Below are 25,761 nucleotides of genomic sequence, written 5' to 3'. Positions count from 1 at the left end.
TTCCCGCTTACCAGTGCGGTGCGTAGTTGGGGAATGGCGAGGCCATGTGTTCGGGTTCCACGGGCGGCGCCATCCAGTCGCGCGGGTCGACCTTGTAGTACTGCAAGAATTGCGCATACAGTTCTTCATGGTGTTCCGCCATCTGGTACGGCTTTTCAAAGAAGGTTTCCGTGGCCACGGCAAAGAATTCGGCGGGATTGGTGGCGCCGTAATGGTCCATCACGCTTTGCTGCTGGTACATGGCGTCGTGGCGCAGGTTGTCGAAGTCGCGCGACAGCACGGTGGCCCAGCTGCGGTAGCTCGACACGCTAGGCAGGTAGGGCGCGCCATTCGCGGCGCCCGATTCGCTGTCGAGCTGGTGGGCAAATTCATGCAGCACGACATTGTGGCCGTCGCTCCAGTCGGCCGCGCCCCGCTGCACGTGGTCCCAGGCCAGCACCACGCGGCCATCGCCCCAGGATTCGCCCAGCAAGCCATTCGCCGACGGCGTCACCACGCCGCCCGGCCCCACTTCATTGCGCGTGACGATGAATTCCGTGGGATACACGAGGATGGTGTCGAGTTCGGGATACACCTGCGTCTGGCGGTTCAGCAGCAGCAAACAAGCCTGGCCGGCGATGGTGTAGCGCATCTCGTCCGTGATTTCCAGGCCGCCGCAGCCGACGAATTTCTTTTGATACAGGAATTGCACGACGAGGCGGCGCAACTGCTCCTGCTGCGGCGCCGGCATATGCTGATAGACGGGGATATTGTTTTCCAGCACGGCCAAGCCTGCGGCCGGCAAGGGTTTCGCCAGGGCCCGCTTCAGACGCCAGCGGGGGAACCACAGCGAAAAGACGATGGCCGCCGTGACGAGGGCGATCCACAGCAGCGGGTTCATGCGGCGGCCCGTTTCAGGACAATGGGAGCAATGCAGGAGAACACGGCGTAGGCAGACAAGGACAAGCTCCTTCAAGTGAACCCGCACGGCGCGGGCAGCAGTCCAGCCCACATGGGGATGCTTGCAGTCTTTTCAATCAGACCACGTTCAATCGACTCACCTCGGATGGTTCGGCACAACGCCAAAAGCCGGGTCGCAACCCGGCTTTCGACATGCGTCTGATAATACGAACCACAAGTATTACGCCCGCCAGCCGCCAGGCGGCCGTTCAGGCGCCGTAACTATTACTCGGCAGCTTTCTGCTGCGGCGCACCAAACAGGGCTGCCACCAGCGGATCGCGCGTCACGGGACCACGGTTGACGCGGATGGCGTAATGCGTGTCATCGGCCAGGATGTGGAAGTGACGGCCGCTGCCTGCCATGCTTTGCTCGCGCAAGCCTGGACGATCCTTGCGCGGTGGCGCGCCTTCGCGTTTTGGCTGGACGATGGCGGCCAGGAAGGCGCGCACGCGCTCAGGGTCTGGCGTCAGCTGGTACACTGCCTTGCCCAGGTAGGTGGCGGTGCCTTCGATGTAGCGGGCCAGTTCGATCACGCCCGCTTCGCGCAGGTCGCGGATGTATTTGCGGGCGCCCGATGGCGAAAACTTGAGGAACCAGGCGATTTCGTCGGCCAGCATCTCGTGCAGCGACAATTCGCCGATCAGCTTTTGCATGTTTTCGATGCGGCGCAGGGTGGCCGACGTCGAACGCACGCGCTCGATCGGTGCCATGGAAATGGGATTCATGCGTTCCGGGGGGATAGGTGCTGCGCGTTCTACCATTTGCGAGCCTTTTTCGGGGCTACGAAGTTCCTGGTGCGCTGCCTTTAATTCGCTCTTCACGTGAGACTGAGTCATTGCATGCATTTGAATACTCCTTTTAAACGATTGCCGGTAGCCCGGATTGTTAAGTTCTTGGCAATTTTTATACCAGAACACCACGAATCCTGAGCGTCTGGGCACAGAATGCCCGTGTCGGCGGCTGCGGTCTGTGCGTTAACGAACATTAGAAGCAAGAAAGTGAAAAATATTGCCCTACTGAATTCTTTCTCTCGTGGCATCTAAAAAAGACATCTAAAAAACCGGCATGACGAGCCTGTGCCGCCATTCGTGGCGCAAAGTGAAATAGCGAACAGAAGCGGAAACGCCATTGCAATAAATTCAAGCTTCGCGCGCGGCGCCTGCCGCCCGCATCGCGAATCTTCGACTCTTGCAAAGGAAACATCATGAAAATGCCCGCCCTGTTGGCCGCCGCCTTGCTTGTCACCCTGTCCGCCTGTAAGAAACCGGCCGAGCCGCCCCTGCCCGAAACGGCGCCCAATCCCGCTTCCACCCCGCAAGTGATGCCTGCCCCCGTCACGCCAGCCATGCCGGACGCGGGTCCCGGCAGCACCACGCCGCCTGCGCCGCTGACCGATCCCGCCACCGCGCCCGCCCTGCCGCCGGCCACGGCGCCGAAGTAAGCCTACAGTCGAGGCCAGCACGGCCTCAGACGGGCGCCCGCGCGGCGCCATCCCTACTCCACGGGGGAGTTACGCGTTGCCAGCCTGTTTGCAACGCGTTTTTTTACGATTGGAGTCGGCCACGCCCTGAAGGTTCACCGGCATGTGGCCCGCAAGCCAAGCGCGCACCGCCCCGAAAATGCGGCAATCCGCACAGCCTTTCCCCTCGTCGTGCGGAAAGACGGAATCACGCCATTTCCCATTTTCACTAGATTCAAATTAAACCTTTATAAACAATCACTTGCAATAAACGTCAAAATGCGCTCCACTGGCACGGAAGATGCTTTTATATTTTCATAACCGCCGTCAGAGCGGCAGCCCGACCCACTATATAAAACCATCTACCTTTTGGAGACAACAGCATGGCACGCACCTTCCGCATCTCGTCCTTCCTGAACACCAAGGCACTGACCGTCGCCGTCGCACTGGCCGCGCAATTCCCGCTGGCCGTCCATGCAGCCGACCTGGTCCGCCTGGGCAACCTGAAATTCGCCCATTACGGCGCCGTCGCCTACATGAAGGAAATCGCGCCCAAATACGACTTGAAAATTGAAGAGCGCATCTTCGCCAAGGGCCTCGACATCGTGCCGGCCATGATCGCCGGTGAAATCGACGTTTCCGCCAGCGCGCTGGAAGCGGCCATCACGGGCCGCGCCACGGGCTTGCCCGTGTACCTGGTGGGCGGCTTCGCCAAGGGCGGCGTGCAGATCGTCGGCCGTCCCGACCTGAACATCAAGGGCATCGCCGACCTGAAAGGCAAGAAAGTCGGCGTCACGCGCGGCGGCCCGCAGGAAATCCTGCTGTTTGCCGAACTGACCAAGGCCAAGCTGACCTGGTCCGACAAGCCGGGCAAGGACGTGCAGATCCTGTACATGGGCTACCCGGACTTGAACCAGGCGCTGCTGACCAAGGATATCGACGTCATGAGCCAGTCCGAGCCGTACTCGACCCAGGCGATCCACAAGAAATACGGCGCGGCCATCATCAAGCCTTACGACACGCCGCTGGGCGAGCCCGTGCGCGCGCTCGTGATGACGGAAAAGATGTACAAAGAGAAACCTGCCGTGGCCCAGCGCTTCATGGATTGCTTCGTCGCCGCCACGCGCGCCTTCCTGGCCGACCCGAAACTGGCGGAAAAATACGTGCGCGAATCGATGTTCAAGAACCAGATCACGACCGAGGATTACCGCGACGCCATCGACAACGCCATCTTCACGGAAGACATCACGCAAAGCCACGTGCAGCTGACCACCGATTACATGGTGAAATTCGGCGTGGGCCGCATGGCCAAACCGCCTGCAGCACAGGATTGGGTCAAGCTGGACCTGCTGGACAAAGCCAAGAAGTCCTATGTTCCACGCTAACCATGACCACGCTAATCTGAAAGTATCACGATGAATATTCAAATGATGAAACGCTTCGCGCACGGTGCCGCCGTGCCCGTGGCCGTGCTGCTGCTGTGGCAAGCCATGTCGACGTTCGGCTGGATCAACCCGCAAATCCTGCCCTCGCCCGTGGCCGTGCTGGTGAAATGGTATGAATACCTGGTGCCGATGGAAGCCTACACGCCCGAAACGGGCAATTACCTGGTGTGGATGTTCTCCGGCGAGTTGCCGCATGACGCCTGGGCCAGCCTGTCGCGCGTGCTGGGCGGCTTCGCCATCGGCGCCGGCCTGGCATTGCCGCTGGGCTTGCTGATGGGCACCAACAAGACCATCTATAAACTGTTCGACCCGCTGGTGCAGGTGCTGCGCCCGATTCCGCCCATCGCCTACATTCCGCTGGCCATTTTGTGGTTCGGCCTGGGCAACCCGCCCGCCTTCTTCCTGATCAGCATCGGCTCCTTCTTCCCCGTGCTGATGAATACCATCGCCGGCGTGCGCCAGGTCGACGGCATCTACATCCGCGCCGCGCGCAACCTGGGCGCCAGCCAGATGACCATGTTCCGCCGCGTCATCCTGCCGGCCGCCACGCCCTACATCCTGGCGGGCGCGCGCATCGGCATGGGCACGGCCTTCATCGTCGTGATCGTGGCGGAAATGATCGCCGTCAATAGCGGCCTCGGTTTCCGCATCCTGGAAGCGCGCGAATATTTCTGGTCTGACAAGATTATCGCCGGCATGTTCACCATCGGCCTGTTCGGCCTGGCCATCGACATGGCCATGAATGCCCTGAATAATCATTTGCTGCAGTGGCATCGCGGCCTGGAACACTGAGAGGAACGGCCATGACCACGATCAATATCAATGCAGTCAATAAAATCTTCACCACGGGCGGCGCGGACGTCATCGCCCTGAAGGATATCAACCTGGAAATCGCCAGCGGCGAGTTCATCTGCCTGCTGGGACCATCCGGCTGCGGCAAGTCGACCCTGCTCAACGCCATCGCCGGCTTTTCGCAGCCGACGTCGGGCCAGATCCTGGCCGGCGGCAAGCTGATCACCGAACCCGGTCCCGACCGCGGCATGGTGTTCCAGGAATATGCGCTGTTCCCGTGGATGACCATCGAAAGCAATATCGCTTTCGGCCTGGAAATCGCCGGCAAGACGCCGGCCGAAATCAAGGAACGGGTCGACATGCTGCTGAGCATGCTGGGCTTGACGGAATTCCGTGCCCGCTACCCGAAAGACTTGTCGGGCGGCATGCGCCAGCGCGTGGCGATTGCCCGCGTGCTGGCCCTCGATTCGCCGATCATGCTGATGGATGAACCGTTCGGCGCGCTGGACGCCTTGACGCGGCGCAACCTGCAAGATGAATTGCTGAAAATCTGGAAAGTCTTCGGCACCACCATCGTGTTCGTCACGCACTCGATCGAGGAATCGATCTACCTGGCCGACCGCACCATCGTCATGACCTACCGTCCCGGCACCATCAAGCGCGACGTGGCCATCGAACTGCCCCGCCCGCGCGACCCGAGCGACCCGGAGTTCAACCGCCTCAAGCGCATGCTGGGCGAGATGGTGATGGAAGAGCAACAGCGTCATCATAACGCCGAGACCATGGCCAGCACCGCTGATTAGTGGTGTCTGACCAAACCTACTGCGCGTCGGTATAGGCGGCCTGCGATGCTCACCGTACTAGAGTACGGTTCCGCTTCTCGGCCACCTCTCCCTTCCGCTCGCTACGGTTTTGTCAGACACTGCAACTTTGCATGTCAGTCGTAAATCAGGATTCACCCATTCGGGTGAATCCCGCCGTACACTACCATTCCTTCTTTGCGGCACACGCAAGCTTAACCCGACACACGGAGCACCATGGCATTCGGCAAATGGACCCTGAGACCCGCGCTCGGCCCCCTGCTGGCCGTGGGATCGCTGGTCGTGCTGACGTGGGCGTCGTATGCCTGGGTCAAGCAGCGCCAGCTCGATGAATTGCACCGCACGCTCGATTCGCGCGCGGAACTGTATGCGGCGTCCATCGGCGGCGCCCTCAACAAGTACGAATTCCTGCCCCTGGCCGTGGCCCAGAGCGATGCCGTGGCGCAATTGCTGGAACAGCCCAGCGCCGACAAGGTCACGCAGATCAACGCCTACCTGGTCGACATGAACCGCCGCGCGGGCGCCTTTGCCGTCTACGTGCTCGACGACAAGGGCACGACCCTGGCGTCGAGCAACTGGCAAGACCGCAGCTCGTACGTGGGCGTCAACTACGGTTTCCGGCCCTACTTCAAGGATGCGATCGCGGGCGGCATCGGCCGCTTCTACGGCATCGGCGCCTCCACCTTCGAGGCCGGCTATTTCATTTCGCAGCCCGTGCAGCGCAACGGGCGCATCATCGGCATCGTCGCCGCCAAGGTCAACCTGGACTGGATCGAGCAATCGTGGCGCACGCCCGGCGCCGGCGAGCAGATCTGGGTCAAGGATGCAAATGGCGTGCTGATCCTGGCTACCACGCCCGCCTTCAAGTTCAAGACCCTGGCGCCCCTGTCGCCGGCCGCGAAGAACGATATCAGCGCGCAGCGCCAGTTCCTGCAGGAAAACCTACCCATCTTGCCGCACCGGTTGCGGCGCCAGTTCGCCGATGGCGCCAGCGTGATGACGCTGGAACGTCCGCAGACGGGCGATACGCCCGCCCTGTCCGGCAACGCAGACTATCTGGCCGTGAACCGCGCCCTGGGCCCGCTGCAATGGAAGATCACCGTGCTGGCCGAGCTCGACCAGGTCGACGAGGCGGCGCGCAACGCGGCCATCGCCGCCGCGCTGGGCTGGGCCTTGCTGTTGCTGGCCCTGATGTATGCGCGTCAGCGCCGGCGCCGCATCGCCGACAAGCTCAATGCGCAACAGACGCTGGCACGCGCCTATGAACAGCTGGAAATCAAGGTCGAGCAGCGCACGGCCGACCTCGTGCACGCGAATGGCCGCCTGCAGGCGGAAGTGGCCGAGCGCGAGCGGGCCGAGCAGACCCTGCGCTATGCCCAGGCGGAATTGGTGCAAAGCGGCAAGCTGGCCGCCATCGGCCAGATGGCGGCCGGCGTCACGCACGAGCTGAACCAGCCGCTGGCCGCCCTGCAGACGTTTTCCGACAATGCCAAGGTGTTCCTGGCGCGCGGGCGCATCGACGATGCGCTCGACAACCTGTCGACCATTTCCGACCTCGTCAAGCGTCTCGGCTATGTCACGTCGCAACTGAAAGGCTTTGCGCGGCGCAGCGACGATGCGCGCAAACCCGTCAGCGTGCGCCAGGCGTTTGCGCAAACCATGCTGCAAATCCGCACACGCAAGCATTCGCAGCGCCTGACCCTGCATGAAAGCTGGCTGGAGGACGACATCATCGTCCTGTGCAACGCCATCGGCCTGGAACAGGTGTTTACCAATCTGATCACGAACGCCATGGATGCCGTGCCGGAAAACGAGCCCGTGCAAATCTGGTTCCAGGTGCGCCGCGAAGGCGACCTCGCCGTGCTGCATATCACCGATAATGGCCCCGGCATCCCGCTCGCTTCGCTGGACAAGATCTTCGACCCCTTCTATACCACCAAGGAACACGGGCTGGGCTTGGGATTGTCGATCAGCGCTGGCATACTGCGCGCGGCCGGCAGCGCATTGGCCGTGCGCAACCGCAGCGCGCAGGAAGGGGGCGGCGCGCAATTTACCATCACCCTCAGTTGCGCCCCGGGGGAAAAGAATAAAGAGACAGAGGAAACACCCGATGCACGAGAATAATTTTGAAGGCATGCAAGTGCTGCTGGTGGAAGACGATGCCGTCGTGCGCAAGGGCGCCCGGCAATCGCTGGAACTGGCGGGCTTGCAAGTGACGGCCATCGCCACGGCCGAGGAAGCACTGCCCTACCTGGTGCCGGAATTTGCGGGCATTTTATTGAGCGATATCAAGCTGCCCGGCATGGATGGCTTGAAACTGCTCGATATCGCCGTGGCGCAGGATGCCAGCCTGCCCGTCATCCTCGTCACGGGCCACGGCGACGTGTCGATGGCCGTGGGCGCCATGCGCCGTGGTGCCTACGATTTCATCGAAAAACCGTTTTCCGCCGACTTGCTGGTGGAAGTGTGCCGCCGCGCCCTGGATAAACGCCATTTGGTGCTGGAAAACATGAACTTGCGCCGCCAGCTCGAGCAGCGGGTCGGCATCGAGGCGCGCATCGTTGGGCGCAGCGCGGCCATGGCCAAGGTGCGCCAGCTGGTGCTGAACCTGGCGCCGAAATCGGCCGACATCATCATCCTCGGCGAAACGGGGACCGGCAAGGAACTCATCGCCCGCTGCCTGCACGATTTCAGCGAGCGGCGCGACCACCCGTTCGTGGCCATCAACTGCGGCGCCCTGCCCGAATCGATCTTCGAATCGGAACTGTTCGGCCACGAGGAAGGGGCATTCACGGGCGCGCAGCGCCAGCGCATCGGCAAGATCGAATACGCCAACGGCGGCACTTTGTTTTTAGACGAAATCGAAAGCATGCCGCTGGCCCTGCAAGTGAAACTGCTGCGCGTGCTGCAGGAACGCCAAGTGGAACGGCTCGGCTCCAACAAATTGATTTCAGTCAATTTCCGCGTCATCGCCGCCGCCAAGGAAGACTTGAATGTGCTGGCCGAACAGGGCAAGTTCCGGCCCGACCTGTATTACCGCCTGAACGTGGCCAGCCTGACCTTGCCCGCGCTGCGCAACCGGCGCGAGGATATTCCCCTGCTGTTTGAATTCTTTGTGCTGCAGGCAGCCTTGCGCTACGGCCAGCCGGCTGCCCTCGTCAGCGGCGAACTGATCGCCTCGCTAATGGCGCAGCGCTGGGCCGGCAATGTGCGCGAGCTGCACAATGTGGCCGACCGCTTCGTGCTGGGCCTGCTCGACGACACCCTGAGCCCGGCCGGCTGCCGCGAAGCATCCTTGGCCGAACAAGTCGACACCTTCGAGATTTCCATCATCGAAGAAGCCTTGCGCCGCCACAACGGCAACGTCATCGACGCGGCTGCCAGCCTGAATATCCCGAAGAAAACCCTGTACGACAAGCTCAAGCGCTTCGATATCTCGACGGAACAGTTCCGTTGATCTGAAGCAAATAGCCGACACGGCCATGAGGCGGCGTCCTACCCGTGCGGACGGACTCCTGTGTGAGAATGCAAGTTCAACCTCATTTCTCACAGGATACCGCCATGAAAACCGCCGCTCTCTTGCTGGCCGCCACCCTGATGACCGTCGGCGGCGCCTGGGTGCAAGCCCAGTCGACGACGAATGTGAACCAGACGGGCAACCACACCAACAATGCCAGGGACCCTGGCCAGCAATCGGACCAGTCCGACAAGCTCGATAACAAAGGCAAGCCGATCCACGACGCCAAGCCCGGCAAGACGCGCACGGACAAGCGCACGCGGCGCGGCAAGCCCGTGGCCACGCCGGACACCCCGGCCGCCAGCGGACCGGCCACCGCGCCGCCGGCGACGCCAGTCGCGCCGGCCCGCTAAGTCTGCCTCCAGCGCTGCGCCACATTGCTCCAAGGCACGTTATCATCGCGCCTTTGCAATATATCCAGGATGACAATGAAAGCAGCATGGTGTGGAATGGCGGCGGCCAGCGTATTCGCGGCCGCGAGCGTACAGGCGGCGCCCACGGTGGGCGAATGCATGGAATTGACGACAGGCATCAAGTTCAGCAAGAACAATGGCGACGCGCAAGTCAACGTCGAGGAGATGTTCGACGGCAAGAAACAGAAGGGCACGCAGCTGATCCTCGACGGCGGCGTGCTGCTGGCCACGTCCTACCAGGATATCCGCGACGGCCAGGTCTTCCTGACGGGCGCCATCCACTACAACGAAGACGGCACCGTGCACAGCAAGAACGTCTACACGCCGCAGTCCGCCATTCCCGCCAACATGCGCCCCGGCCAGGAAGTGCGCGTGCAGTTCACGGACACGCAAACGAGCACCCACTACCCGCTGGCGGGCCTGTCCGACAAGATCACCACCTCCACGCGCACCGATAAACGCGATTTCTCCATCACCTTCCTCGGCTGGGAACGCCTGGAACTGGGCGGCCGCCGCTTCCCCGACGCCTGCAAGTTCGAACTGCGCGACGTCGGCGGCAAGAGCCGTGGTAAAAGCGGCGAATACGTGTGGTACGCGCAAGGCTATGGCGCGATCATGACGGACAAGCTGGACAAGGATGGCGACGTGCAGCCCGCGTACCGCATCGCGCTGACGAAGATCATCAGCGCGCCGTAAGGACACCTTCTTTTCCGCAATGCTTGCGGAAACGCAATTAATCAGTCATCCCGCCCCTCTACACTGACCTGTCTGGTCAGCCTGGAGCGGCGATGGCGTATCCCAAACTTCCGTATATTAGCGGCAAGAGCACCGCCCTGCTGCACTGCGACCGCACGCAGGAAGCCATCGTGCGCATCCGCCCCGAACTGCCGGGCAACGTCATCGTCATCCATGGCGTCAATGACGTGGGCACGAGTTTCAGTGCCGTGGAAAAGGGGCTGTGCCAGGGACTCGACGCGCGCATGTACGGCGGCGGCCACGTTTTCACCCCAGCCGCCTACCGCCTGCCGCAAGAGGCCGACAAGCGTGAAACCATCGCCGACCCGGACGATGTGTATTTCAAGCGCAAGCCTGATGAGGCGACGTACAGCCCCGTCATTCCGTTTTACTGGGGCTTTCGCGAACGCGGCAACGCCAGCAAAGTGGTCAACGGCCAAAACACTGACCGCTACGGCAACCGCCTGGACAAGGACATGTCGAAGAACGGCGGTCCGTTCGGCAATGCCACCAACACCCTGCCCGACATGTGGAACAAGGGGCTGTTTTCACCCTACGATGTGGGCGGCGACCCCGTGCGTCCACTGATGACGGCGCCGGGCCGCATGTACATGGTGCTGGCGGCCAAGCGCCTGGCCGCGCTGACCGCCATGATCCGCGACTACGACAGCAACGACGTGGTATCCATCGTCGCGCACAGCCAGGGCTGTCTGATCTCGCTGCTGGCGCAAGCCTTCCTGCTCGATGAGGGCAAGCGCCCCGCCGACACCCTGATCCTCACGCATCCTCCCTACAGCCTGGTGGAAGACACGACGATGTTTTTCGGCGCGGCGGAGGCGAGCCGCATCTTCGGCGGCGGCCGCGATGCGGCGATGGAAAGCCAGTACGACGCCATCGACAACCGCCAGACCCTGCATGCACGCTTGCAAACCCTCGTACAGATCGTGCAGGGCGTGGTGGCAAAAAAGCACGCCACGCCCGCCTTTGCGCACATCAAGGATCACACTATCTGCCATGGCATGGCGGGCGCCGCATGGCGCGCGGAAGCGGACCGCGACAACCGGGGCAAGGTTTATCTGTACTTTTGCCCCGAAGACATGACTGTGGCGCTGGATAATATGCAGGGCATAGGCTGGCAAGGCATACCCGACCACGTCGATGGCCATGGCCTGTCCAAAACCAAGGGCAAGACGAACAAAAGCATCTGGGGCGACGGCCCCACCTACTGGGAAAAGGAATTCCAGCGCCGCCAGCCGCTGGCGGAACTGGGCAAAGGGTTTTACCAGCGCGTATTTACCAACAAACAACGCCCAGATGCGGCCGGCAAGAACCGCGGGCCGGTGCCGGTGGGCCTGCCGCCGCACGACTTCGCCCTGCGCGTGGAAGGCGAGGATGACCATGCCCACGTGGCGGGCGCCAACCGGGGTCACCGCGCCAGCCATGACGAAGCGCCCTGGCCGCCCGTCAAGCCCAGCAAATGGAATGTCTTTTCCACGGCAGCGGGAAGGCGCGAAGGCTTGCGCACGATCAATGGCGAAGCGCTGCGCGTACCCAGGGCGGCCGTGCTGGACGGCGGCGAGATCCGCCCTGGGCAATTCCCGAAGGATTCCGACCAGGCCAGGCTGCCGCGCGACCAGCAAGGACCGTGCGAGGAAGTCGACCCGATCGACGCGGCCATCGCGGTGACCAGCAAGAAAGGTTTGCGCATCCGCAAGCAGGAAATCATCGCCGATCCGCGGCCGCTCAAGCATCGCATTCCCGAGTACGGCGCCGGCATGTTCGGCGCGGGCGAGCGCGAGCAAGTGGAAAAGGCCCTGAACCTGGGCAAGGAAGCGGGCGACCGATGCAGGATAGACCGCGTCTCGCGCCATCCGGGCGGCGGCGACAGGCTGCGCGTGGATCGCGAAGAAACCCCGAACGAGGCGCGCCAGCGCTGGCAGAACGAGGTCAGCCCCAAATCCTTCCACGGCGCCATCATCGGCAACGCGGAAAACCACCGCAACGTGACGGCGTATGACGTGGCCATCGGCGGAGGCAAAGCGAGCAGCGATCCGAGGTTTTACCGGTATTTGTGTGCGGTGGCGGATTGGCGGCTGCAACGAAATCCACTGATACTTAAGCGACCATCCATACCCAGATGGGAAGAGTTCTTGACGCAATTTGGTATCTATTGGGCCGCTGAGTCCGCGCAGCGCAAACAGATTATTGAAGGAAATGCTCAATACTATAGCTCGGGAGAGTTACCGGCCTGGTTACCTGCCCTGCAGGCTGGGCTGCCCTCCACCGTTGTATGTGAAATAGTCAACGGCAGGCGCACTGAATCGGTCGTTACTCCTGTCGTCCATAAAGCCAGCAACGACATCCCAAGATGAAAAATTTATTCCTCCGCATGCAATATCCGCTGTATGCAGCCGCCATCGTCATGGCACTACTAGTGCTGTGGTCATTAGTGATCAGCCCATTACCTTTCTTGCTGGAGTCCACGATGCGCAGCAATATATGGAAACACCTGCAGTGGCTGTTGCTGGTCCCGCCTATCGTCGCGGCCACATTGCTTGGATCACGCTGGCTACATTCGCCCAAGCCCGTGGCAGTCGCAAAGCAGCAAGTGCAGTTAGCGGCGCCCACCGAGCAGGAAAAGCGCGAGTACGTGCTGGAAGTCATCGGCCTTGGCATCACCCTGGACAAGTATCGCCAAGGCAAGCTGTGGGAAGCGCTGCAGAATGGAAATGCCTACGCCAGCATCCGCGAGCAGGATACTAAAAAATATCCTTGGGATGCGATGGAACGATCTGGAATGGCTGGTGGCCGCGGCGGCGACACGCTGGAAAATGGCGCGAGGGATACTCCGATGTATTTTGGCGTGCCCGTTTTTAACGCAGAACCACCGATCATTAATTCACGCATGCGTGACAGGCCCGACGCACCGGTTATAGGCTTGGCCACTGGCGCAGCACCTTCCGGCATGCATTGGCATCTGTTCGCTGCCGGTCCGCGCCGCTTCAGCGAATACCCGGACCGTATTCTGGAGGACATATTTGCCTTCTTCGATGCCCATCCCGACGTGCCGTACATCGTACTCAATTCAGAGGACAGCATGTCCACGCGCGATCTTTACCGGCCCAATGAATCGCCATCACTCGTCAAGGACGGCTACTACATTCCCGAAATGCCCGACGCCTCGGCCCTGTTCGTGCTGGCCCGGCGCGAACGCATCGATGCCGTGCGAAAGTTCGCCTACGACGATGCACCGCCCGAGGATAGCGTCGATGACTTGAATACCTACGGCGTGGCGCGGCGCCTGTATCTGGCGTATGACGAATTGAAGCGGGCCGTTCCGCACCCACGCAAGAAGGAAGATCCAACTGCAATCACTCAGCGCCAGCCCTCAATCGCCGAATGGCTCCCAGTCGCCGCACAATTCGCGCAGCGTCCCGACATCCGTGGCACGGGCAGCTTCAGCATGCTCGACAAGCTCCAGCACAAGACCTATCACCCGCCGAAAGAGTGGCAGCCCACGCCCTGGTTTCCTGTGCCCTTCAACAAGGAACAGTTGGCGCAACTGGACCGCCTGCCGACCTTCGGCTTCATCCACAGGCCCACGTTCGTCAGGATGACGGATGAACACGGCAAGCCGCTCACGCGCCGCGACCAGCGCGAACAGGCCTTGCAGGCGGGCTGGCAGGAGGCCCTGCACAGCTTGCCGGAAGCCGAGCGCCCCGCCGCCCCGGCGCGCCTGGTCGCCGCCACGGGCGGCAATCAGGCACAGCTGGTGGCGCTGCACAAGACCTTGCTCAAGCATGCGGAAGATGGCGGCACGGAACTCGACAGCGGCAAGCCGCAGCAGTGGATCGATACGGACCAGCGCCTGGGCAACACGGGCGCGGCCACTCTGTTCGTGCAAATGGCCGTCGGCGTGATGGGCAGCTACCGCGACGGCGGCGTCAGCGCCGTGGTGAATCTGCGTAATCCGGAAGAAGCGACCATCGTGCTGGTCAGTCCGCCATCGGACGAAAGACGCCGCACGCAAAAACACCCGCACGGCGGCGATGTATTGCGGCATTACGTCACGCCAGCCATCGACCCGGCGAACTATCCATCGAACTGATTACTTACCCTGTGCGGCAAGCTGCGCCAGCGCATTCCCCCGCACCTGGAACGCCACCTGCGCCACCGTCTTGCCTGCGTCGTCGACGAGGGCCAGCGCGTGCTTGCCGGGCACGGGGCGCCAGCTGATGCTCTCCGCCGCGCCGCCCAGGTCCTTGCCGTCGAGCACCCAGCGCAAGTCGCGGCTGCCCTGGGCCTGGAAGAACACGCGCTGCAGGGCGGGCGGGATGTCGGGATCGATGGCGAGGATGCTGTCGTCGGCCGGATACACGATGGCGGGCGGCTTCACGGTGTCGCCCACGACTGCGATGACGGGGCTTTCCGTGCCCGCGATAAACCATTCGCGGCGCGGCGCTTCCAGCGCGGGCTGGTACGCCACCATTTGCTGCAGCACGCCGGGCGGCGCTTTCGGGGCATGGCTGGGCACGTTCTTGTGCAGGTAATCCATGACGTCGCGCCACACGGGCGCGGCGCCCGTCACGCCCGACACGTCCCACATGGGCTTGCCGTCGAAGTTGCCCACCCACACGCCCACCGTGTAGCGCGCCGAGTAGCCCATGCACCAGTTGTCGCGCATGTCCTTGCTCGTGCCCGTCTTGACGGCGCTCCAGAAATTCGTCCCCAGTTCGTTGCGCAAGCCAAAGGTCATGCTGCGCGCGGCGCGGTCGGCCAGGATGTCGCCCACGATGAAGGCGGCGCCCGCTTCCATCACGCGGCGTTTGTCCTTGCCCGCCTGGCCCGGCTGCAGGCTGGCCGTGCTGTACAGCCCGCCATTCGCCAGCGCGCGGTAGGCGTTGGCCAGTTCCAGCAAGGTCACTTCGGACGAACCCAGCGCCAGCGAAGGGCCGTAGTATTCGGCCGGCTCCGTCAGGCTCGACAAGCCCACGTCATTCAGACGGTTGTAGAAGCCATCCTGCCCCGTCAGCAACACCGTGCGCACGGCGGGAATATTGAGCGAACTGGCCAGGCTGGTGCGGGCGCTGACGTATCCCTTGAAATTGCGGTCATAGTTTTGCGGCGCATACATGCCGGACGCCGTGGCGACGTCGAGCGGCGAGTCGTCCATGACGGACGCGGCCGTCATCAGGCGGCGCTCGATGGCCAGTTCATACAAGAATGGTTTCAAGGTGGAACCAGCCTGGCGCAGGGCCGCCACGCCGTCGACATGGCTGCCGCCCGCATTGCCGACATAGGCGAGAATGTCTCCGCTGCGGTTGTCGAGCACGATGATGGCGCCATCGTTGACATTGCGCTCGCGCAAGGATGCCAGTTGCTGGCGCAGGTTTTCCTGCGCGAAACGCTGCAAGGGACCGTCGAGGGTGCTGGCGACCTGCGCGCCCGGCTGTTTCAACAGTTGCTGCGCCACTTGCGGCGCCGGCGCCAGCTCCACATACAGGGCGTTGCGCTGCAAGGCCGTCTGCACGCGCTGGCCGATCAGCTGGCAACTGCTGTCCATGCGCCATTCCTTCGCCAGCGCGCAGGCGCGGCGCGTGACGGTGGCCGGCGGCGCGTTCGGCGCCCGCACGAGGCTGGCCAGGATGACGCCATCCGTCTGGTTCAGGCCCGACGGCGCCTTGCCGAACAGGCTATACGAGGCGGACGCGATGCCTTGCAATTCGCCGCGGAACGACACGAGGTTCAAATACGCTTCGAAAATCTGCGCCTTGCTCCAGCTATCCTCGATGGCCTGGGCCGCGCGCATCTGGTCCCACTTCTGGCGCAGGCTGCGTCCGCCCGAGGACGCCTGCAAGTCCGCATCCAGCTGGCCCGCCAGCTGCATGGTGATGGTGGAAGCGCCCCGGGGTTTCTTGGAAAACAGATTGTCCCAGGCGGCCGTGGCCAGCGCGGACACATCCACGCCGCCGTGGCGCATGAAGCGCTGGTCTTCCGCCAGCAGCACGGCTTGCTGCACGGCGGGAGAGATGTCGGCCAGCGGCACCCACGGCAAACGCCGCACCTTCATGTCCACGCGCAAGGATTGCAGGGGCGCGCCGCTGCGGTCCAGCAATTGCGCTTCCGAACTGCGGTAGGCGGCCTGCACCTGGGCCGGCGTCAGGACCACCTCGGCGAAAACCTGGCCGGCCAGCAGGCAGCCCGTGACAAAAATCAAACTCTTCACTGTCCCACCTTCACATTCGCGTTCGGCGACTCGCCAAACATTTCCGGCGAATACATCGCTTCGATGCGCGTGGCGGGCAGGCTGAAATCCCCGGCATTGTTCAGGCGCACCGTGTATTCCACGCTCCAGTTACCCTTCGGCACGAAGGCGTAATAGGCGCGGAAGGCGTCGAAAGCCCGCTCCTCGAACGTGGGCCAGACCCAGCCCGTGGATTTTTCGCCGGCCGTCAGCAGCTGCGAATCGCGGCCCAGGCCGTTGCCCAGCACCGTGGCGCTGGCGGGAATCGGGTCGTCGACCACCACCCAGCTCATGTCCGCCTGCGCGGACAAGTCCAGGCGCACGCGGTAGACGTCGCCGCGCGACCAGGCGCCCGCCGTCTTCTGTTCCACTGGCGTAATGGTTTTCTTGATCGTGTAGCCGCTGGACACGGGCGCCTTGAGCGGGATGGCGGCCAGGCTTTGCACAGTGGCCCACGGTTTGCCCGTGCCGCTGTGCGCCAGGCCCAGGGTGTCCGTGCCCTTCGGCCACGCTTGCAGCACGGGGCCCACTTTCGCCGCGCCATTCCACACGAGCGCTTGCGTATCGCTGCCCAATTTGACGGCGCTGGCGCCCGTCACGGGGGTGGACTCGAACTTGGCCGAGAACTTGGCAATCGCCAGGGTACCCCAGGCGTTGGCCACCGTGGTATCCCAGCGGCCCTTCTTCTGGCGGCCCATGCTGCCGCGCACGAGGCGGCCGATGTCGTCTTTCCACGCGGGATTGTCCAGCACGGCCAGCAACAGCCGGTTGGCGTTGACGTCGCCCGACACCATCAGCCACCACCAGTTATCCTTGCGCTCGGTGGAAAAGCCCATGGTCGTGCCCTGGAAGTTCAAACGGCTGCGCAAGATTTGCTGCGCCTCGGCCAGCAATGCATCGCGGCGCGCCAGGCTTGGCGTGCGTTGCAGCAACAAGCTCCAGTCGATGATGGCCGACGTCGGCCACAGGTTCGGATTGATGCTGATGCTCTCCAGGGCGTCGGGCGACACCTTGTTCGAACGCGACAGCGCTTCCAGGGCGGCCAGCTTGCGCACGGCCAGGTCGGTCGTGTCCAGCGCGGAACGGCGCACGATGCGGCCCTGCACGAAGGCCGTCAAGGCTTCTTCCATGCGGTTCTTCGTCTGTTCGGGAATCGCATAGCCCGCCTCCCTCGTTGCCGACAGTACATACGCCGTCAAGCTGTCGCTGCCCTGCTCCATAATGGGGAAGTATTTCAGCATGCCATCGCTGTCCAGGTAGGCGGGCAAGCTGGCGGCCAGCTTGTTCCACGCCTCCTGGTCTTGCAGGGCGATGGCTTTCGACGTGTTTTGCTCGAAGCAGGTGTACGGATACGCAGCCATGTACTCGCGCACGCCGGGCAGTTCGCCGCCCAGTTTGGCGACAAAGCTGGTCTGGATGCCGCCCCGGCCCGGCAAGGCGCCGGCCGGCATTTGCACGGACATATTGACGGGCTTGTCGATCTGCTGCAAGGTGGCTTGATAGGTGCGCACGGGCGTGGCCTGGCCCACTTTTTGCGTGATTTTCAGCTTGTCCGTATGGTTTCCTGCTTTCGCGCCGATCTCCCACACAATGCTGGCCGCGCCGAGCGGCACCTGGTAATCCCAGCCCACTTCGCGCGCCTCGCCCGCCGCCAGGGTCACACTCTGGCGCGGCAAGGCCTTGCCGGCCGCCGTGGCGTTGAGGTCCACGCTCAAGGATGCGGCCGAAGTGTTGCGCACCGTAAAGCCGGCGCGCAACTGGTCGCCTTCGCGCACGAGGGTCGGCAAGCCGGACAGCAAGATCAAGTCTTGCGAGCTGCGGATGTCCGTGCTGCCCGTGCCAAACAATTCCTTGCCGGCACTGGCGATGGCGACGATGCGGAAGCCCGTCAGCGAATCGTTGAGCGGCACTTGCACGGTCGCTTCGCCCTTGGCGTCGAGCTTGACGGTGCCCTTCCAGAACAGCAGGGTGTCGAACAGTTCGCGGCTGGCGCTGTTGCCGCCGCCACCGCCGGCCGGGAAGGCCTTGCGGCCGAAGTGGCGCTTGCCGATCACCTGCATCTGCGCCGTCGCCGTTTCCACCTGCAAGCTGCGCTGCGCCATCATGGTATCGAGCAACTTCCAGCTATCGTTGGGCATCAATTCCAGCAGCCCCGTGTCGACGGCCGCCAGCGCCACTTCGGCGCCGGCCGGCAAGGCTTTACCGTCGGCGCGGCGCACGCGCACGGACACTTCCGCCTTGTCACGCGTCTTGTACACCTCCTTGTCGGACACGACCATCACGTTCAGTTCATGCGCCTGCCAACCCACGTTCAGCGGTGCGATGCCCATCTTGTAGGCTGGCTTGCCCAGGTCGACCAAGGCCGTCGGCTGCACGCCATCCACCCTGCCCCGCACGACAAACACGGATACATACACATTCGGCGCGTAATTCGGTTTGACAGGGATAGCCACCACCGGTTCCCGGCCATTGAGCTGGCGCACATAGGTGTCGAGGATGCCTTCACGCTCGACCGTGATCAGGGCCGTGCCCGAGCGGAAGGGCATGCGCACCTGCAAGCTCGCTTCCTGGCCCGGCTCATAGCGTTTCTTTTCAGGCAACACATCGATGCGGTCATTGTCGCTGGCGTTGAACCACCAGTCGCCGCTGCCGGCCACCCAGGTTTCGCGGTTGGCGACGGCCGCATTGCCGGCACCATCCTGCGTGCGGGCGCGCAGTATCAGATTGCCGCTGGCGGGCGCCTTCACGTCGCAGATCAGCAAACCTTTGCTGTCCGTCTTGCCCGAGCACGCGGGGCCCAGCTTGACGACTTCGCTGCTGTTTTCATACGCATAGAAGCCGCCGATCAGGCGCCGGCGGTGCGAATAGCTGTTGCGCTGGAAGAAATCCACGGCAACGGGGGCGTTCGCCACGGGCTTGCCATTGGTGCCCAGCACGGCCACCGTGAACTTGAACGCATCCTTGCTCAGGGCCCAGGCGTCGGGCTTGATGCCGATCACATAGTTGGACGGCCACAGCGGCACCCGCGCAGCCACCGAGGCTGTCTCACCATTCGCATCCTGGAAAGCCATTTCCGCCACCAGGTCGCGCGGCGTGGACAGCTGCGGCAGCTGGTCGATGACGATGCGCGCGCCGCCCGCCTTGTCCAGGGTCAAGCTTTGCGTGCGCGCAGCCGCCGCGCCGGCGCCGGCCGCGCCATGGCCTTCGTCCTGCCATTCGCCCTCATCGTCGTCGTAGCCCGTGCCCTGTTTCACCAGGCCTTCCTTTACGTCGCCATTGCTGAAGCTGTAATCGGGATAGTCGGCAAACGTCACGCTCTTGTCTTGCAGCACCGTACGCAGCTTGACGGGCGCATTCGTGGCGGCGCCGCCGGCCAGATAGGTGATTTGCGCATCCAGGGCCAGCTGCTTCGCCTGCACGGCGGGCGCCTTCGGTCCCTGCAGCACGGCTTTCATGGTCGGCACGCGGAACGCTTCTACGCGGAAACTGCCGGAAGGACGGCCCGCCATCGTCACGCTGTACTCTCCCTGCTTGGCGTCGGCGGGAATGAGCCAGTCGCTTTCCGCCGTGCCGCCGGCAGACCAGCGCAGGGGCAACTGGTAGTTCTGGTCGCTGCCCTGGTGCGTGATGACGATGGAGGTGGCGCTGCCGGGGCCGTTGTTCTTGTCGACCAGGCTCATGCCTTCGCCCGTGTGCTTGCGGATGAAATGCTTCATGTGCACGGTTTCGCCGGCGCGCAGCAAGGTGCGGTCGAATACCGTGGCCAGCAGGGTGTTGTCGGCGCGCGTGTCGTCCGTGGGCAAATTGAAGCGCCAGGCTTCGATGCCGCCCACCCAGTCCGACAGGGTGAACGTCATGTCGCCGCCGCTGCGCGCACTGATGAAGTAGCGGCCATTGTTCTTGCAGCTGGAATTGGCCAGCTCGCCGGGGATGTGCGCCACACCGTCCGCGCCCGTGGCGCCTTGCCACAGCAGCTTGCCAGCGCAGTCGCGCACGGCCACTTGCGCTTTCGCAACAGGCGCGCCCTTGTCCAGCGACGTCACCCACACGAGCGACGATTGCGCGCCATGCTTGAAGTGGGCCGCCAGGTTCGTCACCAGCGCGGCCGTGCGGATGTAGGCCGTCGTCGGTTTGCCCAGCAGCACTTTGCCCAGGATGGGGCTGGCCAGCTCGACCACGTAAAAGCCCGGCTTCTGCAACGGGATGCCGATCACTTCAAAGGTTTTCTTGCCATCGGGGCGCGGCAGGCTGATGGGGCGCGTACCGGCCGCGTCCGCCAACACGGATTTGCTCATGTTGCCCGCATATTGGGCGTACGGCTGCCAGTACTCTCCCCCGTCGCCATTGCCGGCCAGGCGCTGCATCCACTCGATGATGAACTTGTCGTCATTGTCGGGCACGCGCAAGGTGGCGCCCGTGGCGGCGGCTGGCTGGGCGATTTCCTTGCCAGACAGCACGGGCTCGATATTGCGCACCGTCACGGGCAGCAAGCCGTCGCCCTTCGCTTCGATGATGCCGAACGGGGCCGGGAACTTGAGCAGCGGCGGCTGTTCGCCCGTGCGCACCGTCATGGGGAAGCGCGCGCGGTTGAGCAAGGCGCGGCCCGCGTCATCCGTCAATTTCGGCGGCAAATTCAGCACGAAGCTGGCTTGCACGGGAAACGGACCGTTGAAGGTGGCGCCGTACAGGAATTCCGCCTTTTCCTCGTCTTTTGATATCGTCGGCGCATACGTCTTGCCGCCGCCCTTCAGGGTCATGGCGCGCACCTGCGCCGCGCTCACGGGCGCGGAAAACTGCACGCGCATGGGCAGGAAGGGAATGCATTGCTCCTTCGGATTGCTGCGCTCGCAGCTGAACTTGGCCGTGAAATCGGGCCGCGTCTTGAACTGCAGGGTTTGCGCCTTGTCCGTGGCGATGCCGCTGGCGCTGGCAATGCCCTCGCCCCACACGAGCGACACCTTGGCGTTGGCGGGGAAGCTGCGCTTGCATTGCAGCACGGTAACGGGCAGCGGCGGCGCGCCCTTGCTGGCGACGGGCATGCCCACCTTCCACAGCGTGCCCCGCTTCTTGAAATACACGGTCAGGTAGCGGTCAAGAAAACTCTTGCGCAGGGTCAGTACCTGCTCGAGTTCCTTGCCTACAAGCTGCCGCACGGGAATCTTTTCATTGATGCCATCGGCGCGGCAATACGCGTTGGCGGCCACGCTGGCCTCGTTCGGCGCGGCGTCCAGGCCCAGCACGAAGATCTGGTTTTCATCGATATACGGCTGGCCGTCATACGGTACGGCCTCGACGATGGCCGGCCCGCCCGTGGAAAAGCGGTAAGCGCCAGTGCCCTGCAAGGCCTGGCCCGCCACGTCCTTCAGCCCCGCTTTCAAGGTAAAGCTGCAGGCCACGCCGGCCGGCAAGTCGCGCTCGAAATCGTAGTTCCAGTTGCGCTCGTCGGCCCAGCGTCCCGCGCCCGCCACGACGGCAGGCTCGGCCTTGCCGCAATCGATGGCGAACGGCGCGGGCAAGCCCATGTCGCCGAACGGCACCATCGGCGTGGCGAACTGGGCCCGCACCTGGCGCACGGCCTTGACCGTGCCGCTGGGCGAAAACAGGGACACGCCGCTATCGGCCCAGGCCGGCATGGCCAGACCCGGCGACAGCAGCAGGCTCAGCAGACATAGCGGGCCCAGTTTGCCAGACAGCGGGGAGGAAACAACACGGGGGTGATCAGGCACGGGTGACTCCTTGATGAAAAGTGGCGGAGCTGGCTGCGGCGCGTAAAAGTTGCCTAAAAGAAGCCCGGCAAGGCAACAGAACGCGGCAGGAATACAACATCAATGTAATATTAGTTATCAAGCTCATCATTGTTGCTAATATACAGTGGCACGCTGGTAACAAGTCGTACGATTGCCTCTGGTCGCGGCGCCAGGAAGTGGCCGTGATTGCAAAAGTTTCCCGAGGCGAATTAGTTTTTTTCAACACCGAAGTCTTTGTCGTGAATCTGCAACACCATTGATATACAACAATGCTTTGTGCGCCAACGCACCGACCAGTTGAACCTGCAACCGTATTCTCTAGTCCAACAGCAGTGCATTTATCGCAAGAAAGCGCACCTGGAATTGTTGTCTACCTCTAGCAATAGCATGTCTGGCAGTTGTCGCATTGATGCAGTAGAGAAAATCTCTTATCAACGTTGGGAGTTACTTGTGAATAATCTAAAAAAAATCGCCGTCGCCGCCGCAGTACTGTGCTCCGCCCTCGGCGCACAGGCCCAGGAAATCAATCCCTCCTGGTACATTCAACCTAGCATCAACGCACTCAAGCCAGATTCCGACTTCGCCACGGATAAAACCGGCTATGGCGCGGGCTTGCGTTTCGGTAAACCCGTTTCGCCGGACTGGGATATCCAGCTGGGCACCACGTATGCCCGCTCCAAGGATGGCGGTCAGCGCTACCAGCAAAATACGCTGGGCGTAGACGGCTTGTACATGTTCTCGCGCAAAGCCTTCCGCCCCTTCCTGCTGGTCGGTGCCGGCATGCAGCGCGACAAGGACACCAGCTTCGCCTTCGGTGAACGCAGCAAGAGCTCGCCGTACGCCAGCGTGGGCCTGGGTTTCCAGTCCAGCATCACGGATCAGTTGTCCCTCCAGGCTGACGTACGCAATGTGCACGGCTTCCTGCGCGGCAACACCTTCGACCCGAGCAGCAAGTCCAACAACTACTACGTCACCGTGGGCCTGAACTACGCGTTCGACAAACCGCCTGCACCGCCGCCACCACCGCCACCGCCGCCAGTGCGTGAAGAAGTCGTCGTGGTCGTGCCGCCACCGCCACCACCACCACCGCCACGCTTTGAAAAAGTGACGATGGCGGCAACGGAACTGTTCGCGTTCGACAGCGCCAAGCTGGGTCCGACACAGACCAAGCTCGACGAAATCGCCCGCGTGCTGAACGCAGCGCCGGACGTCAACAACGTCGTCATCAGCGGTTATGCCGACCGCATCGGTTCGCCCAAGTACAACCTGAAACTGTCGCAGCAGCGCGCTGATGCAGTCAAGGAATACCTGGTCGCTCACGGTGTCGCCGCCAACCGCCTGACGGCCGAAGGCAAGGGCTCCACCAATCCTGTCGTCACCTGCGATAACAAGAAGCGTGCCGACCTGATCAAGTGCCTGGAACCAAACCGCCGCGTTGAAGTGGAACAGATCACCATCGAACGCCGCGTGCAGTAAGCTCAACAGTGGTACGCCACTCGTGAATAGAAAAAGGGGCTCGCGCCCCTTTTTTGCATTGAAAGCCATCATGAATATTTCCCCCCGCTATCCCAGACTGGCCGGCCTGGCGCCGTTCAGCAAGCAGATGCGCAGCGTCATCGTCTGTTCCGTCACCGAATGGCTGGAACACCGCGCCTCGAGCAAGGGCGCCGCCCTCGCCTATTACACCCTGTTTTCCATCGCCCCCATCCTCGTGCTGGTGATCGCCATCGCCGGCTTTTTCTATGGCCCGGCCGCCGCGCGCGGCGAGCTGATGGGGCAATTGCAGGGCTTGCTGGGCACGCAGGGCGCCGAAGCCATCCAGCTGGTGCTGGCCGGCGCGAAGAATCATGAGCAGGGCCGCATCGCCACCCTCATCGCCAGCGCCCTGCTGCTGTTCGGCGCCACCAGCGTGTTTGCCGAACTGAAAGCCAGCCTGGATGAAATCTGGCAAGTGCCGCCGTTGAAGGAAGCGGGCGCCTGGGACATGCTGCGCACGCGCTTGCTGTCCTTCGGCCTGGTGCTGGTGCTGGCCTTCCTGCTGATGGTGTCGCTGGTGGTCAATGCGGCCATGGCCATCCTCGCCAATTTCTGGGAAGGCGTGTGGAAAGACACGGCCGTGCTGTTTACCATCCTGTCGAACCTGATCGGCTTTGCCGTCATCGCCAGCCTGTTTGCCGTCATCTATAAAATGCTGCCGCGCGTGCGCCTGTCCTGGCGCGACGTGGTGATCGGCGCCGTGGGCACGGCCTTCATGTTTTCCCTGGGGAAATATGCAATTGGCGTGTATATCGGCAATAGCGGTGTGGCCAGCAGCTATGGCGCGGCCGGTTCGCTCGTGGCCCTGCTGCTGTGGGTGTATTACTCGGCGCAAATCTTCTTCCTGGGCGCCGAATTCACGCGCCAGTTCGCCCTGCAACTGGGCAGCATGAAGGATATGCCGAAGACGGACGATGGCGACGTGCAAGTCAAGATATTGAAACGCCACCAATCCTGAGCCGGCTGCGGCAGATCAAAACGGCGCCCGCGGGCGCCGTTTTTCTTGAGCTACCGCAAACTATTCGCCCAGCAGCTCGGCCACCACTTCCATGCCCTGCACGCGCTCGGCCACGACTTTCACGATGACGATGATGGGCACGCCCAGCAGCAAGCCCCAGACGCCCCACAGCCAGCCCCAGAACAGCAGGCTGATGAACACGGCCGTGGGATTCATGCGGGCGATGCGCCCCGTCATCCAGGTGGTGACAAAGGTGCCCACCAGGGTGGCAATCGCCATCGACGTGCCCGTTACCAGCAAGACCATTTCCAGCGATTCGAACTGCAAAAAGGCCACCAGGCCCGTGGCGATGGTGATGAGCAAGGGGCCGAAATACGGCATGATGTGCAGCAAGCCGGCCACGATGGCCCAGGCGCCCGCGTTTTCCAGGCCGATCACGCGCAGGGCGATCCACATCAGGACGGCCAGCAAGCCATTCGTGACGAGCAGCATGAACATATAGTTCTGGATCGAGGTATTGATGTCTTCCAGGATGTGCACGGTGACTTTCTTGCGGCTCAGCGACGGCCCCGTCAGCTTGACGAGCTTGCGCTTGAAGGTATCGCCCGACAGCAGCAGGAAAAACACGAGGAAGATGACCATGGTGGCCTGGCTGAGGAAGCCCACCAGGCCCAGCGAGCCGGCCCAGACCCAGTCCATGATCTTGAAGTTGGGCGCCTCGGCCGCGGCGGCGCGGCGGTTGTTGCGGCGCGCCTCGGCACCGGCGGCCACTTGCTCGATTTCATTGGCGACGGCCTGCATCTTCTGGAAGGTGCTGTTCTTGCCGCCCGTATTGGCGGCGATCAGGCGCGACAGTTTATGCGTGGCGGCCGGCAATTCTTCCACGATGGATTCGAATTCGCCCTGCACGCGCTCGACGACGACGATGGAGCCGAACAGGATCAGGGCCGTCACGGCGGTGGCGGCGATGGCGCGCGGCAGGCGCAGCTTTTCCAGCCAGGCGACGACGGGATTGAGGGTATAGGCAATGAAAATGCCGAAGATGACGGGAATGAGGAATTTCTGTGCCCACTGCAGCGCATAAATGAAGCTGACGGTGGCGATGATGCCCAGCGCCATGCCGCGCGCATTGACATGCAGCGGCAAACGCAGGG

The 25,761-nt window shown here is 62.8% G+C and carries 17 protein-coding genes; 12 read left to right on the top strand and 5 right to left on the bottom strand.

Annotated features, from left to right (window positions below; all coding sequences use genetic code 11):
• Positions 1-7 precede the first annotated feature (7 nt).
• Both OX459_RS21405 and OX459_RS21400 read right to left on the bottom strand, forming a co-directional pair.
• On the bottom strand, positions 8-880 hold the full coding sequence (locus OX459_RS21405; protein WP_289906484.1) for a M90 family metallopeptidase: 873 nt from the start codon (positions 878-880) through the stop codon (positions 8-10).
• A gap of 284 nt (positions 881-1,164) precedes the next feature.
• On the bottom strand, positions 1,165-1,665 hold the full coding sequence (locus OX459_RS21400) for a winged helix-turn-helix domain-containing protein (RefSeq protein ID WP_010396453.1): 501 nt from the start codon (positions 1,663-1,665) through the stop codon (positions 1,165-1,167).
• Positions 1,666-2,144: 479 nt separating this feature from the next.
• Between OX459_RS21400 and OX459_RS21395 the strand changes: the two genes are divergently transcribed.
• The 10 genes from OX459_RS21395 to OX459_RS21350 all read left to right on the top strand — a co-directional run bounded on the left by OX459_RS21395 (position 2,145) and on the right by OX459_RS21350 (position 14,230).
• A complete protein-coding gene (locus tag OX459_RS21395) occupies positions 2,145-2,381 on the top strand; it encodes a hypothetical protein (protein WP_289906483.1) in 237 nt (78 codons plus the stop codon).
• A gap of 401 nt (positions 2,382-2,782) precedes the next feature.
• A complete protein-coding gene (locus OX459_RS21390) occupies positions 2,783-3,784 on the top strand; it encodes an ABC transporter substrate-binding protein (protein WP_289906482.1) in 1,002 nt (333 codons plus the stop codon).
• A gap of 30 nt (positions 3,785-3,814) precedes the next feature.
• On the top strand, positions 3,815-4,636 hold the full coding sequence (locus OX459_RS21385; protein ID WP_099380440.1) for an ABC transporter permease: 822 nt from the start codon (positions 3,815-3,817) through the stop codon (positions 4,634-4,636).
• An 11-nt stretch (positions 4,637-4,647) separates the two neighbouring features.
• Positions 4,648-5,439 carry an ABC transporter ATP-binding protein gene (locus OX459_RS21380; RefSeq protein WP_077401587.1) on the top strand — a complete coding sequence of 264 codons (792 nt, stop codon included), beginning with the start codon at positions 4,648-4,650 and terminating at the stop codon, positions 5,437-5,439.
• A 234-nt stretch (positions 5,440-5,673) separates the two neighbouring features.
• Complete coding sequence (locus tag OX459_RS21375; RefSeq protein WP_289906481.1) at positions 5,674-7,581, top strand: ATP-binding protein; 1,908 nt, start codon at positions 5,674-5,676, stop codon at positions 7,579-7,581.
• Positions 7,568-8,914: a sigma-54 dependent transcriptional regulator gene (locus OX459_RS21370; protein ID WP_289906480.1), complete on the top strand. Its 1,347-nt coding sequence runs from the start codon at positions 7,568-7,570 to the stop codon at positions 8,912-8,914. The genes OX459_RS21375 and OX459_RS21370 overlap by 14 nt, the downstream gene beginning before the upstream one ends.
• Positions 8,915-9,018: 104 nt before the next feature.
• Positions 9,019-9,327 (top strand): hypothetical protein, encoded by a 309-nt coding sequence (locus tag OX459_RS21365; protein WP_251350771.1) that lies wholly within the window; start codon positions 9,019-9,021, stop codon positions 9,325-9,327.
• Positions 9,328-9,402: 75 nt separating this feature from the next.
• Positions 9,403-10,083, top strand: coding sequence for a hypothetical protein (locus OX459_RS21360; protein ID WP_289906479.1), 681 nt, complete (start codon positions 9,403-9,405; stop codon positions 10,081-10,083).
• A 92-nt stretch (positions 10,084-10,175) separates the two neighbouring features.
• Positions 10,176-12,494, top strand: a complete 2,319-nt coding sequence (locus OX459_RS21355) for a DUF3274 domain-containing protein (RefSeq protein ID WP_289906478.1) — start codon at positions 10,176-10,178, stop codon at positions 12,492-12,494.
• Positions 12,491-14,230 (top strand): DUF2875 family protein, encoded by a 1,740-nt coding sequence (locus OX459_RS21350; protein ID WP_289906477.1) that lies wholly within the window; start codon positions 12,491-12,493, stop codon positions 14,228-14,230. The genes OX459_RS21355 and OX459_RS21350 overlap by 4 nt, the downstream gene beginning before the upstream one ends.
• Here OX459_RS21350 and pbpC read toward each other — a convergent pair whose 3' ends face one another.
• Together pbpC and OX459_RS21340 are read right to left on the bottom strand one after the other, a co-directional pair.
• On the bottom strand, positions 14,231-16,348 hold the full coding sequence (pbpC, locus tag OX459_RS21345) for a penicillin-binding protein 1C (RefSeq protein ID WP_354669679.1): 2,118 nt from the start codon (positions 16,346-16,348) through the stop codon (positions 14,231-14,233). It lies immediately after the preceding gene.
• Positions 16,345-22,092: an MG2 domain-containing protein gene (locus OX459_RS21340; protein ID WP_289906476.1), complete on the bottom strand. Its 5,748-nt coding sequence runs from the start codon at positions 22,090-22,092 to the stop codon at positions 16,345-16,347. Before OX459_RS21340 ends, pbpC begins: the two co-directional genes overlap by 4 nt.
• A gap of 471 nt (positions 22,093-22,563) precedes the next feature.
• Between OX459_RS21340 and OX459_RS21335 the strand changes: the two genes are divergently transcribed.
• Positions 22,564-23,589: an OmpA family protein gene (locus OX459_RS21335; RefSeq protein WP_289899244.1), complete on the top strand. Its 1,026-nt coding sequence runs from the start codon at positions 22,564-22,566 to the stop codon at positions 23,587-23,589.
• 70 nt (positions 23,590-23,659) lie between these two features.
• A complete protein-coding gene (locus OX459_RS21330; RefSeq protein ID WP_099664884.1) occupies positions 23,660-24,607 on the top strand; it encodes a YihY/virulence factor BrkB family protein in 948 nt (315 codons plus the stop codon).
• A gap of 60 nt (positions 24,608-24,667) precedes the next feature.
• Here OX459_RS21330 and OX459_RS21325 read toward each other — a convergent pair whose 3' ends face one another.
• A complete protein-coding gene (locus OX459_RS21325) occupies positions 24,668-25,759 on the bottom strand; it encodes an AI-2E family transporter (protein ID WP_251350953.1) in 1,092 nt (363 codons plus the stop codon).
• Positions 25,760-25,761 lie beyond the last annotated feature (2 nt).

The organism is Janthinobacterium sp. SUN026 (assembly GCF_030397625.1).
In the GTDB taxonomy this organism is placed as follows: Bacteria; Pseudomonadota; Gammaproteobacteria; order Burkholderiales; family Burkholderiaceae_D; genus Janthinobacterium; species Janthinobacterium kumbetense.
Note: the sequence above shows the minus strand (reverse complement) of the source record. Positions and strands in the feature narration are given on the sequence as shown.

What these genes read in the sequence shown, in the direction of transcription:
- OX459_RS21375 (WP_289906481.1), top strand. Translation starts at nt 5,674, where the DNA reads ATGGCATTCGGCAAATGGACCCTGAGACCCGCGCTCGGCCCCCTGCTG.
- OX459_RS21400 (WP_010396453.1), bottom strand. Translation starts at nt 1,665, where the DNA reads ATGAATCCCATTTCCATGGCACCGATCGAGCGCGTGCGTTCGACGTCG.
- OX459_RS21390 (WP_289906482.1), top strand. Translation starts at nt 2,783, where the DNA reads ATGGCACGCACCTTCCGCATCTCGTCCTTCCTGAACACCAAGGCACTG.
- OX459_RS21395 (WP_289906483.1), top strand. Translation starts at nt 2,145, where the DNA reads ATGAAAATGCCCGCCCTGTTGGCCGCCGCCTTGCTTGTCACCCTGTCC.
- OX459_RS21405 (WP_289906484.1), bottom strand. Translation starts at nt 880, where the DNA reads ATGAACCCGCTGCTGTGGATCGCCCTCGTCACGGCGGCCATCGTCTTT.
- OX459_RS21380 (WP_077401587.1), top strand. Translation starts at nt 4,648, where the DNA reads ATGACCACGATCAATATCAATGCAGTCAATAAAATCTTCACCACGGGC.
- OX459_RS21360 (WP_289906479.1), top strand. Translation starts at nt 9,403, where the DNA reads ATGAAAGCAGCATGGTGTGGAATGGCGGCGGCCAGCGTATTCGCGGCC.
- OX459_RS21350 (WP_289906477.1), top strand. Translation starts at nt 12,491, where the DNA reads ATGAAAAATTTATTCCTCCGCATGCAATATCCGCTGTATGCAGCCGCC.
- OX459_RS21365 (WP_251350771.1), top strand. Translation starts at nt 9,019, where the DNA reads ATGAAAACCGCCGCTCTCTTGCTGGCCGCCACCCTGATGACCGTCGGC.
- OX459_RS21330 (WP_099664884.1), top strand. Translation starts at nt 23,660, where the DNA reads ATGAATATTTCCCCCCGCTATCCCAGACTGGCCGGCCTGGCGCCGTTC.
- OX459_RS21385 (WP_099380440.1), top strand. Translation starts at nt 3,815, where the DNA reads ATGAATATTCAAATGATGAAACGCTTCGCGCACGGTGCCGCCGTGCCC.
- OX459_RS21370 (WP_289906480.1), top strand. Translation starts at nt 7,568, where the DNA reads ATGCACGAGAATAATTTTGAAGGCATGCAAGTGCTGCTGGTGGAAGAC.
- OX459_RS21355 (WP_289906478.1), top strand. Translation starts at nt 10,176, where the DNA reads ATGGCGTATCCCAAACTTCCGTATATTAGCGGCAAGAGCACCGCCCTG.